10 protein-coding genes, 2 pseudogenes and 1 riboswitch are annotated in these 14,105 nt (G+C 72.8%); of the genes and pseudogenes, 8 read left to right on the forward strand and 4 right to left on the reverse strand.

What is annotated here, in order from left to right; genetic code table 11:
• Positions 1-62 precede the first annotated feature (62 nt).
• Positions 63-728 (forward strand): DUF305 domain-containing protein, encoded by a 666-nt coding sequence (locus tag ACFVFH_RS23800; protein WP_383772044.1) that lies wholly within the window; start codon positions 63-65, stop codon positions 726-728.
• A gap of 91 nt (positions 729-819) precedes the next feature.
• On the opposite strand, the gene ACFVFH_RS23805 is transcribed toward ACFVFH_RS23800, so the two are convergent.
• Positions 820-2,484, reverse strand: a complete 1,665-nt coding sequence (locus ACFVFH_RS23805) for an ABC-F family ATP-binding cassette domain-containing protein (protein WP_383772046.1) — start codon at positions 2,482-2,484, stop codon at positions 820-822.
• Between the two features lie 667 nt (positions 2,485-3,151).
• Positions 3,152-3,310, forward strand: a riboswitch (cyclic di-AMP (ydaO/yuaA leader).
• Between the two features lie 4 nt (positions 3,311-3,314).
• Here ACFVFH_RS23805 and ACFVFH_RS23810 point away from each other — a divergent pair.
• The gene (locus tag ACFVFH_RS23810) at positions 3,315-3,806 is read left to right on the forward strand and encodes a transglycosylase SLT domain-containing protein (RefSeq protein WP_383772048.1); all 492 of its coding nucleotides are present in this window, start codon (positions 3,315-3,317) and stop codon (positions 3,804-3,806) included.
• 37 nt (positions 3,807-3,843) lie between these two features.
• Here ACFVFH_RS23810 and ACFVFH_RS23815 read toward each other — a convergent pair.
• Positions 3,844-4,317 (reverse strand): annotated as a pseudogene (locus tag ACFVFH_RS23815) (FAD-dependent monooxygenase); the annotation flags it as partial.
• Positions 4,318-4,321: 4 nt separating this feature from the next.
• Between ACFVFH_RS23815 and ACFVFH_RS23820 the strand changes: the two are divergent.
• Positions 4,322-4,687, forward strand: a pseudogene (locus tag ACFVFH_RS23820) (TetR family transcriptional regulator C-terminal domain-containing protein); the annotation flags it as partial.
• A 39-nt stretch (positions 4,688-4,726) separates the two neighbouring features.
• On the opposite strand, the gene ACFVFH_RS23825 reads toward ACFVFH_RS23820, so the two are convergent.
• Complete coding sequence (locus tag ACFVFH_RS23825; protein ID WP_383772050.1) at positions 4,727-5,044, reverse strand: hypothetical protein; 318 nt, start codon at positions 5,042-5,044, stop codon at positions 4,727-4,729.
• 370 nt (positions 5,045-5,414) lie between these two features.
• On the opposite strand from ACFVFH_RS23825, the gene ACFVFH_RS23830 reads away from it, so the two are divergent.
• From ACFVFH_RS23830 to ACFVFH_RS23845, 4 genes are all read left to right on the forward strand, one after another.
• On the forward strand, positions 5,415-6,812 hold the full coding sequence (locus ACFVFH_RS23830; protein WP_383772052.1) for an APC family permease: 1,398 nt from the start codon (positions 5,415-5,417) through the stop codon (positions 6,810-6,812).
• Between the two features lie 212 nt (positions 6,813-7,024).
• Positions 7,025-8,104: an NAD(+)/NADH kinase gene (locus tag ACFVFH_RS23835; RefSeq protein ID WP_383772054.1), complete on the forward strand. Its 1,080-nt coding sequence runs from the start codon at positions 7,025-7,027 to the stop codon at positions 8,102-8,104.
• A gap of 77 nt (positions 8,105-8,181) precedes the next feature.
• Entirely contained in the window at positions 8,182-8,829 is a 648-nt protein-coding gene (locus tag ACFVFH_RS23840) for an HD domain-containing protein (RefSeq protein ID WP_383772056.1), read from the forward strand.
• Between the two features lie 183 nt (positions 8,830-9,012).
• Positions 9,013-9,885 carry an EamA family transporter gene (locus ACFVFH_RS23845; RefSeq protein ID WP_383772058.1) on the forward strand — a complete coding sequence of 291 codons (873 nt, stop codon included), beginning with the start codon at positions 9,013-9,015 and terminating at the stop codon, positions 9,883-9,885.
• A gap of 24 nt (positions 9,886-9,909) precedes the next feature.
• Here the strand turns inward: ACFVFH_RS23845 and ACFVFH_RS23850 are convergent, their stop codons facing one another.
• Entirely contained in the window at positions 9,910-10,926 is a 1,017-nt protein-coding gene (locus ACFVFH_RS23850; RefSeq protein ID WP_383772060.1) for a LacI family DNA-binding transcriptional regulator, read from the reverse strand.
• A 215-nt stretch (positions 10,927-11,141) separates the two neighbouring features.
• Here ACFVFH_RS23850 and ACFVFH_RS23855 point away from each other — a divergent pair, with 215 nt between their 5' ends.
• The gene (locus tag ACFVFH_RS23855; RefSeq protein WP_383772062.1) at positions 11,142-14,090 is read left to right on the forward strand and encodes a glycosyl hydrolase; all 2,949 of its coding nucleotides are present in this window, start codon (positions 11,142-11,144) and stop codon (positions 14,088-14,090) included.
• Positions 14,091-14,105 lie beyond the last annotated feature (15 nt).

Raw genomic sequence — 14,105 nt, forward strand, 5'->3', positions numbered from 1 at the left:
GCCGGACCCCCTGCCCTTTCGCGCGCCACGGACGTGGCGCATCCACCTGGAGAGAACCTGTGATGTCCGTTTCCCGTTCCTGTGCCCGCCGCCCGCTCGCGGCGGCCGCCGTCGCCGCCCTCGCCCTGGCCCTGACGGCCTGCGGGTCCTCCGACGGCTCGAAGTCCAAGGATCCGTCCATGCCCGGCATGGAGCACGGCTCGGGCCGTGCCTCCGCGCCGGCCGCCTCCGGCGGCACGTTCAACGACGCGGACGTGGAGTTCGCGCAGCGGATGATCCCGCATCACCAGCAGGCCGTCGAGATGGCGGCGCTGGCCGACGGCCGTGCCGCCGACCCCGGGATCAGGAAGCTGGCCACCGCGATCGAGAAGGCCCAGGACCCCGAGATCGACACGATGCGGCGCTGGCTGACGTCGTGGGGCGTGCCGCAGCCCTCCGCCTCGTCCTCGATGGGTGACATGCCCGGCATGGACCACGGGCCGGACGGTTCGGGGATGCCCGGAATGATGTCCGACAAGGACATGAGCGAGCTGACGGCGGCCAGGGGCAAGGACTTCGACAAGAAGTTCGCCCAGCTCATGATCGGCCACCACCAGGGGGCGGTCACCATGGCCGAGGCCGAGCGGAAGAACGGCGCCGACGCCGACGCGAAGAAGCTCGCCGACGCCGTCGTCACCGCCCAGACGGCCGAGATCGAGCAGCTGAACAAGATCCTCGACAGGCTCTGATCCCCGCAGGGTTCGGGCTCTCCCACGACGCCCGCCGGTGTCGTGGGAGAGCCCGAACCCCCGGTGCCCCGGGGGCCCGGCCGCCGTGCGTTCAGGCCGGGGTCCCCGGTGCCGCGAGCAGCTCGGCCACCTCCTGCGCTGTGGTCTCCCGGAGCTCCTCCTCGACCAGCAGCCACCGGGTGACGCCGATCGATTCGAGGAACGGCAGATCGTGACTGGCGATCAGGAGCGCCCCCTCGTAGGACTCCAGCGCGTCGGTCAGCTGCCGCGCACTGGCGAGGTCCAGGTTGTTGGTCGGCTCGTCCATCATCAGCAGCTGCGGGGCCGGAGCGGCGAGCAGCGTCGCCGCGAGCGCGGCCCGGAAGCGTTCCCCGCCCGAGAGCGTGCCCGCCTCCTGTTCCGCGCGCCTGCCCCGGAACAGGAAGCGCGCGAGCTGGGCGCGGACGTGGTTGTCGGTGACCCCGGGAGCCGCACGGGCCACGTTGGCCGCGACGCTCAGCTCCTCGTCCAGCACATCGAGCCGTTGCGGAAGGAACCGCGTCGGCACGAAGGTCCTGGCCTCGCCGGACCGGGGGGCCAGTTCACCGGTGAGCGTGCGCAGCAGCGTCGTCTTCCCGGCGCCGTTGCGGCCGACGAGCGCGATCCGCTCGGGCCCGTGCACCCGCAGCGTCCCTTCGCGCAGCCTGCCGAACCGGGGCCGCACCCGGTCCAGGCTCAGCACGGCGCGCCCGGTGGGGACCGCCGTGCCCGGCAGGCTCACACGGATCTCGGCGTCGTCGCGGACGGACTCCGCGGCCTCCTCCCGGCGCTCGCGCGCCTGATCGAGCCGCTCCTCGTGGACGCCGCGCAGCTTGCCCGCCGACTCCTGCGCGGCCCGCTTGCGGCGGCCGGCCAGGATCTTCGGCAGACCGCCCTCGGCCTCGGCCTTCCTTCCGTTGCGCCGACGCCTGGCCAGCTTCACCCGGGTCTCCTCCAGTTCACGTTTCTGGCGGCGCAGGTCCGCCTCGGCGGCCCGCAACGTCCGCCCCGCGGCCTCCTGTTCGACGGCCACGGCTTCCTGGTACGCGGACCAGCCGCCGCCGTACCAGTGCAGTGACCCGGTGCGCAGTTCCGCGATGCGGTCCACCCGCTCCAGCAGTTCCCGGTCGTGGCTGACCACGACCAGGACGCCGGAGCGCCAGGAGTCGACGGCCTCGTAGAGCCTGCGACGCGCGAACGCGTCGAGGTTGTTGGTGGGTTCGTCCAGGAGCAGGACGTCGGGACGCTCCAGCAGCAGCGCCGCCAGGCGCAGCAGTACGGTCTCCCCGCCCGACAACTGGCCTACGGTGCGGTCCAGTTCGATCCCGCCGAGGCCGAGCGAGCCCAGCGTCGCCAGGGCCCGCTCCTCGACGTCCCATTCGTCGCCGATCGTCTCGAAGTGCCTCTCGTCGACCTCGCCCGACTCGACGGCGCGCAGTGCGTCGCGCCGCTCGGCGATACCGAGGGCCCGGTCCACCCGCAGTGTGGTGTCGAGGGTGACGTTCTGCGGCAGGTGGGCGAGGCTGCCGCCGACGGTCACCGAACCCTGGGAGGGGCGCAGCCGGCCGGCGAGCAGCCGCAGCAGGGTGGACTTGCCGGCGCCGTTGCTGCCGACGAGGCCGACCCGGCCCCGGCCGATGGAGAGGGAGAGCTCGTCGAAGACGGCCGTGCCGTCCGGCCAGTGGAAGGACAGCGCCGAGCAGGTGAGGGAAGCGCCGGGGGTGGTGGGTGTCGCCATGTTGTTCCTCGCAGTCGCAAACGAAATGAAGGGGGATTCGTATGCGAGCACCACGCGGCGACCGGACGGCGGAGAGGGGTGTGGCGGCCCTGAAGATCGGGGACGGCTCATGCACCGAGGTCGCATCCACGCGGGGTCACGGGCAGCACGGAAGGCTGCGTCGGCGTGACGGGCGTACGGGCTGAGCCGTACGGCGCGATGTTCGCGGACCTCAGATGCGCAACGTCCACCTCGATCGGAGACAACAGGACCCGGTAACGATAGCTGCGGGGTGGGGCGATGGCAATGCCTCCCGGCCGAGAGCCGCGGACGGACGCGGAGGGGTCGCACCGCGAGACCTTATGCCCGTTATGCACATTTGGAGCCGATTAGCCTTTTGTTTATTTAAAAGTGATTTGAGTGAATCACGGCTTTTGATGGGATGCGGGAAGCGCCATGCGCGGGCCTGTGGTGCGAGTCACGTCCGAGCTCCCGGAGGCCGCCGGCGACCCCCGGTCCCCTTTCCGTGCAAGGGGCGGGAATGGCCCGGTGTGAGCTGGGTTACCGCTGTTCCCTCCATTCGATCTTGTAAGTGAATTGCATTCGGAAATTGGGGTCTTGTCCCTTTCGGCTTTTCTCGCCTACGGTCTCCGTCAATCCGGACGGAACGCCGAATCCTGCCGCCGCCCCGGACATCCCACCCATTCGTGCAAGGCAGGAGCGGGGAACCCAAGCAGGCCGCCGGTCCGGTGTCCGGAACGGCTCGGGGTGAAGTCGCACTCCATGTGCGGCCGGGCAGCTCCAGCCCGAACCCGACAGCTCACCTCGCAGGCGACGGAGAGGAATCCACCATGCCCGCAACGGGTACGTACCGTCGTCGTCGCACCCCCTCCTCGCTGACCCGGGGCTTCATCGCCGCGGGCACGGGGGCGGCCGTCCTCATGCTTCCGCTGATCGGTGCCCACGCCGCCGCGGCGGCGCCGACGCAGACCGTCGCCGCAGCCGCACCGGCCGCCGCGTACACGAACGACCTGGACGGCTGGATCAAGGAGTCGCTGGCCGTCATGGCCGAGCACGGCATCCCCGGCAGCTACGACGGCATCCACCGCAACGTCATGCGCGAGTCCTCCGGCAACCCGCGCGCCATCAACAACTGGGACTCGAACGCCGTCGCCGGCACGCCGTCCAAGGGGCTGCTCCAGATCATCGACCCCACCTTCCGGGCCTACCACGTGCCCGGCACGGCGATGGACAGCTACGACCCCGTCGCCAACATCACGGCGGCCTGCAACTACGCGGCCGACAAGTACGGCTCCATCGACAACGTCAACGGGGCCTACTGACGCACAGAACGGCCCCCGGACCGGCCGGTTCCCGCGATCAGCCCGGTCGCGGGGGCGTCCAGTCGGCGTGGCGCAGGATCGTGCGGACGGTGACGCGGGACGGTGCGATCCGCAGCGCCGCGTCGCGCAGCGCGACGGCCGCGGGATGCGACAGCCGGTGCCCCATCCGGCCGGCCAGGCGCGCGGCCCGGACGACCGACTGGCTGCGGGGGCGGCGCTCGGCGTCGTAACGTCCGAGCGCCGCGTCGACCGTGGGCGCGGTGGAGAGCGCGGCGGCCGGTGTCGCCGCGTCCTCCAGTGCCTGGCAGGCTCCCTGGCCGAGGTTCGGGGTCATGGCATGGGCGGCGTCGCCGAGCAGGGCGATCCGGCCCACCGCGTAGGACGGCAGCGGTACGGCCAACTCGTCGATGTCGTGGTGCAGGACGGCCTCGGGACGGGTCGCCGCCGGCAGGGCGGGAATGGGATCGTGCCGGCCGCCGAACCGGCGGTGGACCTCGGCGAGCGGATCCGGGTGGCTGCGGACGGCCGGTGAGCAGGCGGGGGCGGTGTCCGACGCGGACCGGCTGACGGACGGTCTCGCCGTCTTCGTCGCACGGCGGCTGACGGGGGAGGGGCGCCGGAGGTCGCTCGCCCGCTACGCCTGCGCCGTCGAGAGCGTGCACCACCCGGAGCTGCGGGAGATCCTCGTGCCGCGCGGGAACGCGGCCCGCGAGGCCGTACGGGCCTTCCTGGACGCGCAGGGGGCGGCCGACGCCGGGAACCGCACGCTCACCCTCCTGGCCTGCGTGGACGGGCTGGTCTTCGACCGGCTGGTGGGCGGCGGGGACGTCCCGCGGGACGAGATCGCGGGGCTGGTCGCCGCGGCGCTCCGCGACGCGTGACCGCCGCCGCTCCGCCGCCGCTCCGCCGCCGCCCCGACGTCACTCCGGCGCGGACGCCGACGCCTGTCCCGGACGGGTGCGGGGCGGCGCGGGTACGGTGGCGGCCTGCCCGGCCCGTACCGCCTGCACCGCCGCGTCGTGCAGACGGCGGCTGTCCTCCTCGGAACGGCACGGCACGGGACTGCCCGACATGGTGAACCAGTCGATCGCGCCCGTGTACTGCACCGTGACCTGGGCCGTGTCCTCCGCCCAGGTCGTGTGGACGGTCAGGTCCCCGGACAGGACACCGACCTCCTCCGTGAGCACGCCGCCGTGCCCGGAGAACACACCGCAAGTCGTCCAAGACGCCCAAGCCATGACTCCAGGCTGGCACCAACCCCGTGGATGCGCTACCCACGGGGTTGGTGCCCTGCCGCGCCCGCGCACGCCCCCGTGCGGCAAGGGCGGCGCTCCGGGCTCCCGGATGCTGGAAATGGACGAAACTTTCCCTCGGCCGGGGCTGCGGTTCCCGTGCCCGCCGATCCCCGCAAGACAGGCCGGTGTTAGCGCAAAATCGTTGGATCAAGCCTTCGGAACAACGAATTCCGAAGGTGAACAGCTCTTGACCTGCGGAACACGTCAGGATTGCATATCGCGCTGGGAGCGACGAAACCACTCACCACGTCCTCGTCTGGAGGCGATACCGCTCCCGTGCTCCAACACCGCACCTGTCGATCGGAACCGCACGATGACCGAAACGCTCAGCGCTCCCCAGGCGCTCGCCCCAGCGACCGGCCCCACTCCACAGAAGCTCAAGCGTTCCATCGGCGTCGTGGGCGGAACACTGCTCACGCTCTCCTGCGTGACGCCCGCCTCCACCCTTTTCGTGGTCGTGCCGGACCTGTTCTCCAGCCTCGGCACGTACACCGCCCTCACCATCGCCATCGGTTCGCTGCTCTGCATCGCGGTCGCGTTCTGCTACTCGGAGCTGGGCACGCTCATCCCGAGCGCCGGCGGCGAGTACGCCATGGTGTCGACCATGGCGGGGCGGCTCGCCGGGTGGCTGGTCTTCGTGCTCTCGCTGCTGGTGGTGATGATCGTGCCGCCGGTCATCGCCATGGGCACGGCCGACTACCTCGAACCCCTCGTGCACATCCCGGCGCCCCTCGCGGGCGCGGGCGTCATGGTGCTCGCCACCCTCGCCGGTCTCCTGGACCTGCGCGCCAACGCGTGGATCACCGGAATCTTCCTGGTCCTCGAAGTGATCGCGGCGGGCGTCGTCGCCGTCCTCGGCTTCGCGCACTCCGAGCGCGGCGCCTCGGCCCTGGTGCACGGCACGGTCGCCTCCTCGGGCGGCGGGAGCTCGACCGTCACCGCGATGATGGTGGTCTCCGGTCTCGCGATCGCGCTCTTCATCACCCAGGGCTTCTCCACGGCCGTCTACCTCTCGGAGGAGCTGGAGAACCCGCGGCGCAACGTGGCCCGCACCGTGCTCGCCACCCTCGCCATCTCCACGGCGGTCATCCTCGTCCCGGTCATCGCGATCACCCTGGGCGCGCCGGACCTGGCGGCCCTCACCTCGGGCGACCTCAACACCATGGTCGCCGCCTGGTCCAACTCGGCCGTCGGCACCTTCGTCAGTCTCTGCGTCGCCCTGGCGATCATCAACGCGGGCATCGTGATGGTCATCCAGAACTCACGGGTGCTCTTCGCCTCCGCACGCGACAAGGCCTGGCCCGCGCCGGTCAACGACGCCCTGTCCCGCCTGGGCCGGTTCGGTTCTCCCTGGGTCGCGACCCTGGTCGTCGGCGTCCCCGGCGCGGCGCTCTGCTTCGTCAACCTCGACACCCTGTACGGCGTCACCGGCGTCTCCGTCACCGCCATGTACCTGCTGGTCGCCGTCGCGGCCCTGCTCTGCCGGCGCGGCGCGCACCGCGGGGCACCGGCCTGGCGCATGCCGCTCTGGCCCGCCATACCCGTGCTGCTGATCGCGGTGCTGGCGTACATCCTGACCCAGCAGGAGACCGAGTACCTGCTGTGGACCGGCGGGATCACCGCAGTGGCCACGCTCTACTGGGCGCTCTACCTGCGGCCCCGCCGGGAGACCCGCTGGCTGGTCAGCATCCCGGAGGACGCGCAGCCCTGACCCCCCGGGGCGTCCCGCACGACGTCCGGCCCGCCGGTGGAGAGCGTCCACCGGCGGGCCGTTCCCGTTCCGCCCGACCGGCCACCCGGGCCCCTCACCGGACCCGATCGCCTGACCGGGTGCCGTGTCGGGCCCCACGGCGGGCGGACACCGCCCCGACTCCCGCACAGTGGGACCAAGGCGTCGTCGGAGCACGGGGAGTCGTGGCAGGGATGAGTGTCGAGCGGGTCGGAGTCGTCGTACACCAGGGCCGTCCCGAGGCCGTCGTCGCGGCGGGCGTCGTACGCGACTGGTGCGCCCGCGAGGCGATCCCGTGCACCGACATCGACGTGTGGCGCGGCGACGCACGCCGGCGCGGCGGGCGCGAGGAGGCCGACGTCGCGGGCAACCCCGATCTCATCGTGACGCTCGGCGGCGACGGGACGTTCCTGCGCGGCGCCAGGATCGCCGCCAAGAACGACGGCGCCGTCCTCGGGATCGACCTGGGCCGCGTCGGCTTCCTCACCGAGGTACCGGCCGAGGACGTGGTCCGGGCGCTGGACGCCGTCCACCGGGGGCGGGCGGAGGTCGAGGAGCGCATGACCCTGACCCTGCGGGCCTCCCGCGTCCTCGAAGTGCCCCCGGACATCGACGCCCTGATGGGCTACGGCAGGCGTCCGATGCTGCCGCCTCCCCAGGTCTCCCCGGACGAGGAGGCCGCGGCGGAGGGCTGGGGCGTGGCACTGGACGTCACCGCGCTCAACGACGTCGTCGTGGAGAAGCTCGCCCGCGACCGGCAGGTGAGCCTCGGCGTCTACATCGGCGGCCGCCTCCTCGCCTCCTACTCGGCCGACGCGGTCATCATGGCCACACCCACCGGATCGACCGCCTACAGCTTCGCCGCCGGCGGCCCGGTGGTCTCCCCGCGCATGGACGCCGTCGTCTTCACGCCCGTCGCGGCGCACATGACCTTCGACCGCACCGTGGTCGCCGCACCCGACGAACCGGTCGCCGTGCGGGTCCTGCCGCACTCGGGACAGGTCGCCGTCACCATCGACGGCCAGCTGCGCGGCGTCCTGCACGCCGGGGACTGGCTCGGGGTGTACGCCGCACCGCGCCGGCTGCGGATCATCAGGCTCGGCCCGAACGACTTCTACGGGCGGCTGCGCACCCGCCTGCGCCTCACGGACGCCCCGGCCACGGCGGCCGACGGCGAGAGCGCGCCGCTCTTCCGCCCCGATGGGCCGGTCCCGCACGACCTGGCCCATCTCCACCTCTCCCCGGCGGAAAGGGACGGGACGGCCGGGGGCTGACCGGCACCCCCGCCCCGCGCCGTGCCGCAGGACGGACGGGGCCGCACACCGAAACGCCGTACGACGAAGGAGTTCCCATGCCCGGCAGCGCCGACCTCCCCACCACCGTGACGGTTCCCGACACCCGACTCGCTTCGGAAGCAACCCAGTTGGTCCGCGACATGACCGACGACCTGATCTACCACCACTCCCGCCGCGTCTACTTCTTCGGCGGGCTCCAAGGACACGGCCGCGGACTGAGCTTCGACCCCGAACTGCTCTACGTCGCCGCCATGTTCCACGATCTCGGCCTCAACGAGGAATTCCGTGGCAGCGGACGCCGCTTCGAGGTGGACAGCGCCGACGAGGCGCGGCGATTCCTGCAGAGCCGCGGTGTGCCGGAGGACAGTGTCCGGCGGGTCTGGACGGCCATCGCGCTCCACACGACGCCGGGAATCCCCGCCCACATGGAGCCCGAGGTCGCCCTGGTGACGGCCGGTGTGGAGTACGACGTCCTGGGCATCGGATACGACGGCATCAGCGAGGCCGACCGCGCGGCGGTCGTCGCGCTCCACCCCCGCCCGGACTTCAAACGGCGCATCCTCGAAGCCTTCACCGAAGGCATCGCGCCCAAGCCCGAGACCACCTTCGGCAATGTGAAGGCCGATGTCCTGGAGCACTACGTCCCCGGGTTCGAACGCGGCGACTTCGTGGACACCATCCTGGATTCCCCCTGGCCCGAATGACGGGTACGGGCCGCTCCGGCCCCGCGGCGGAGCCGGAGCGGGCCCGGTGGAACCGGCCTTCCCCGTCGCTATAGTTGGCCGCTACAGGAAACTGGCTGCGGGGGCGGGACCAGTACGCCACGGGCCGGTCCCGGGCCGGGCACCCACCGCCCGCGCCTTCGCCGCCCACGGAAAGGCCATGCGATGCCGGCCGTCCTCGTCCTGCTGCTCTCCGGAACCTGGCTGCTCTCCGGCGCCCTGGTCACCGGGACCGATCCGCTGATCGTCGCCGTGGGCCGCACCGCCGTGTGCTGCGCGGTGCTCAGCGCCGTCGCCGCCTCCAGCGCGCAGGGCCGGGCCGACCTGCGCCGGGCCGCCGCCCGGCCGGGCACCGTCTGGCTGCTGGGCCTGCTCGGATTCGCCGGGTACGCGGCGGGGACGCTCCTCGCCATCCCGCGTATCGGCACCTCGCTGACCAACCTCGTCGTCGCGCTGATGCCGTGCGCCTCGGTCGCGGTCGGCGCGATGTTCTTCGGTGAACGGTCCGGGCCGCGCAAGGTGACGGGAGCGGTGCTCGCCTGCGCCGCGGCCGTCGGCTACGCGGCGCTCGGCGCGGACGCGGGGGAGGCGGACGGGGTGGGGCTGCTGCTGGTGGCGGCGGCGACCGTGGCCTTCGCCGTGTACGGGTTCCTGTACCGCCGACGGCTTTCGGGGCTGCCGCCGCTCGCCGTACTGCCGGTACTGCTCGCGGCCGCCACTTGTCTGCTGCTGCCGATGGCTCTGCCCGCGCTGATCGCCCACCCGCCGACGCCCGCGGCGATCGGCGGCACCGTGGTACTGGGCGCGGCCGTCTACGCGCCCGCCTACCTCGTACAGCACCGGCTCATCCTGCTCCGCGGGCCCGTCTTCACGGCCGCCGTGCAGTTGGCCGTCCCCTTCACCGTGCGCATGGGGGACTGGGCGCTGGGCACCGCGCCCGCCCCCTCTCCCGCCGAACTGCTGCTCCTCGCGGTGTGCTGCGGGGGCATCGGGCTCGTCACCGTGCAGCCGAGGGCCCGGCTCGCCGCCGCCGGATGAGCGCGGGCCCCGGACCCGGCCGGCTCAGACGCCCGGCGCCGCCCCGGCCGTCGTCGCGCCGACCACCAGCGTGCACGGGTGGTCGTGCACGCCGGGGTCGTCCCGGCCGTCGGCCACCTGGGCCGCGGCGGCGGCACCCAGCCCGGCCAGCCCCATGTCCACGGTGGTGAGATGGCGGGTGCGCCGGCCGCTGATCACGTGCTCCCAGTTGTCCACGCCGACCAGCGCCACGTCGTCCGGGACCCGGCGACCCGACTCCCGCAGGGCCGACTCCGCCCCCAGCGCGATCTGGTCGTTGCCGCAGAACACGGCGTCGAACCGGGTGCCCGAGCCGATCAGACGACGGCAGGCGGCGGCCCCCCAGGTCCGGCTCCAGTCGCCCCGCAGCGTCTTCGCCGCAGGGGCCAGCCCGGCCTCGGCGAGCGAGGCCATCAGCCCCCGCTCGCGTCCCGCCGCGGCGGTGTCGGCCGCGTCGCCCGTGAGATGCGCGATATGCCGTCTGCCCAGCGACAGCAGATGCTCGCCCGCCAGCCGCCCGGCCATGTGGCTGTCGGGGACGTAACAGGAGTCGTCCGGCCGGTCGGTGAGCCCGAACGCGTAGGCGACCGGGACGGAGAAGTCGGCCGTGACGGATCGTAGACGGGTGAGGAGACCGTCACCGAGGACCAGGACCCCGTCGACCCGCCGGGCCAGCAGCCTGCGCACCCCGTCGGCCATCGACTCCGGGTCGAGGCCCGTGTCGTAGAGCAGACAGGCCTGTTCCCGGCTGCCGAGATGGGCGACCGCCCCGACCAGCACCGGTTCGGTGAAGGCCCCCCGGGCGTTCTGCGCGAGCACGCCGATCGTGCGGCTCCGGCCCAACGCGAAGGACTGGGCCAGGGCGTTGGGCCGGAAATCGAGCCTGCGCGCCGCCTCCGCGATGCGTGAGCGCGTCGCGGCCGAGACCCGGCCGCCGCCGTTCAGCGCGCGTGACGCCGTGGAGAGCGACACCCCGGCGACCGCCGCGACATCGCTCAGGGTGACTCTGCCTCGTTCCGACATGACGACAGCCTAGCGTCAGGATGCGCAACTGCTTCCGCGCGTCCGGCGGTTGGGGTTCGGACCCTTGACAGGAACGGCCCCCGGGGCCAGTCTGTGCCGCGTTTGAGCAAGCGGTTGCGCAACAACCGGGGCCCATCGGGCCCGGCCCGCACACGTACTCCGAAGTCACCCCCGCGCAGCACCTCCGCGCCCCGATGATCAGGGAGTTCCACGCCATGCGACATCGCCCACGCAGACGGCCGTCCCGTACGACGGTGGCCTTCTGCACGCTGCTCGGCCTTCTGGCCTTCGGCCCGGCCCCGGCCTCCGCGACCGTCCCGTCCCCGAAGGCCCCTGAGGCCCGGGGCGTCACGACCGGCCCCGCCCGCCACGCCCCCGCGCCGTCCGCCGTCGCCACCGACGACGTACGGATCGAGGTGAGGACCCCCGGCAACCTCTTCGACCCCGGCGTCCGGGCGGTCCTCGGGGTGCTCTCCGCCCGTGACCGCACCGTGCCCTGGAGCGTCCGCGACTACCGGGGCCGGACCGTGCGCACCGGCACGGCCGCGATCGACCCGGTCACCCGTGAAGGCACCGTGGACGCCGGCGAACTTCCCCTCGGCTACTACACCTTGACGGTCCGCGGCACCGCGGCGGACGGTACGCCGGTCGCCCGCAGCGCGGGATTCGCGGTGCAGCACCCCGGCCCCGACCCGAAACACACCACCGACCCCTTCTTCGGAGTCAACCACCACTACCGCTCGGCCCCCGGCGACGCCTGGGACGACAGCACCGGACTCGCCGCCCGCGCCGGGGCCGACACCCTGCGCGTCGACTCCGCCTACTGGAGCACCATCGAGCACCCCAAGGGCGAGTACCAGTGGCCAGAGGCGAGCGAACGCGTCACCGCGGGCTTCGGCGCGCGCGGCCAGGACGGCCTGATGCTGCTGGGCCTCGGCAACTCCGACCACGGCGGCGTCCCGAGCACCGACGAGGCGTACCGGGCGTTCGGGAAGTACGCCGGCCATGTCGCGCAGAAGGCCGACGGCCGGATCGGGGCGCTGGAGGTCTGGAACGAGTACTACGGCGGCTTCTCCAACGGCGTGTGCTCGCAGAGTGCGAAGTGCTACGCGAAGATGCTGGACGCCGCGTACGCCGGGGTCAAGGCAGCCGACCCGAAGGTGGCCGTGGTCGGCGCCTCGTCGTTCAAGGTGCCGCTGGACTGGTTCGAGGAGCTGTTCAGGCTCGGCGGGCTCAAGCACATGGACGCGGTCTCCATCCACCCCTACCGCGCGCCGGGCGCCCCGGAGGGCGTCGCACGCGACATCGAGGGCCTCAGACGGCTGATGCGCACGTACAACCACGGCCGGGAACTCCCCATCTGGATCACCGAGCAGGGCTGGACCTCGGCCGGGCGGGACGGCGTCGGCGTCAGCGAGCAGACCCAGGCGCAGAGCACCGCGCGCGCCCTGCTGGAGGCCAGGGCCGCGGGTGTCGCCCGGTACTACTGGTACGACCTGGTCAACGACGGCAACGGTCCGGACGACGCGGAGCACAACTTCGGCCTGCTGCGCGGCGCGGGCCCGGAGGCCGACGGGCCGAGCCCGAAGCCCGCCTACCTCGCCTACTCCACCGTGGCCCGGGAGCTGACCGGCTCGCGGTTCACCGGCCGCCCGCGCACCGGGGACGACGGCCTCCACGCCTACGGGTTCAGGTCCGGCGCCGCCTCACCCGGGGGCGGCGCGGTGACCACGGCCCTGTGGAGCGGGGACCGCACCAGCAAGCCGGTCCGGGTGCGGAGCCGGAGACCGGTCACCGTGGTGGACATGCTCGGTTCGCAACGGGTCCTGGAGCCGGTGGACGGCTGGGTGTACCTGACGGCCACCGGAGCCCCGGTCTACCTCCGCGCCGCGGTGGACGAGGTGGAGGAGTCCCCGCTGCTGTCGCTGTCCGCGCCGCAGGACGTCGTGGCGGGAGGGGACGTCCCGGTGACGGCGACGCTCGACAACCGTGCCGCGGGCCGCGAGGACGGGGCGAAGGCGCGCCGCCGCACCGCGGTCTTCGAGATCGAGGGCGAGAAGGTCACCGTCTCGGCGGCACCCGGCCGGCGGGGCCGCGCCGTCCTGAGGATCCCCGCCGGGGACGCGCCGGGCAGCCGCGGCCTGTCCGCAGCGGTCACCCTCGACGGGAGGCGGGCCGGTGAGGTCACGGCCGGTACGGAGGTGACGGCGCGACCGGTGTCGGTCGACGTGTCCCCGGAGATGTCGGTACGCGGCGCCGTCCGTACCGACCGGCTGGCGGTGACCGTCACCAACCACTCGCCGGACGTCCCCGTCCGGGTGACGGGGGTCGACTGGTCCTTCGGCGACACCTCCGGAACGATCGGGGGCCGGGACATCGGCGACGGCGGTACCGTCCCCCCGCTCGCCTCCCGCACCTTCCGGGCCACCGTCGAGGGGGCCCGCGCCTACGCGGTCGAGCAGGTCCGGGTGAGTGCCGGGCTCGCGGACGGACGCACCGTGGGTGACAGCGACTCCTTCGGTTTCAGCCCGGTCACCAGGGCCACCCCGCACCTGGTCGACGGCCGGCTCACCGGCCTGGAGAACGTTCCCGAGGTGGACCTCTCCGAGGTCGGCACGTACAGCGGCATCGACTCCTCCGCCGCCGACGGCGACCTGTGGGCGACCTGGGACGACAAGAACCTCTATGTGTCCGCGGTCGTCCGCGAGAAGGACCACCGGACCGCCCGGCAGGTGGCCTGGCTGCCCGCCGGGGACAGCATCGGCATCGGGGTGCAGCCGGGCGGACCGGGGGAGGGTCTGGGGCGTTGGGGCGCCGACTGGTACATGCTGTACGCCGGTGACACCGCCACCGAGGGGCCGGGCGTCTTCGTCGAATCCCTGCCGAAGGACTACCCCGTGGGCCCGGTCCCGGGTGCCGAGGTCCGGGTGGCCCGCGACGACGCGGCCGGGACGACGACCTACCTGGTCGCCGTCCCCTGGAAGCGGATCTCCCCGCTGTCGCCCCGGAACCCCTCGTTCTCGATGACTCTGACGGTCAACAAGAACGACGGCGTGCGGCGCGACAACTACCGCTCGCTCGGTCTGGACGGATGGCAGACCTGGGGCGACGGGCTCAACAACTGGAAGCTGACGCGCTACCAGCGGGTGCGGCTGACCCGCTGACCCCCTCGTCGCCCG

The organism is Streptomyces sp. NPDC057697 (assembly GCF_042799335.1).
GTDB lineage: Bacteria > Actinomycetota > Actinomycetes > Streptomycetales > Streptomycetaceae > Streptomyces.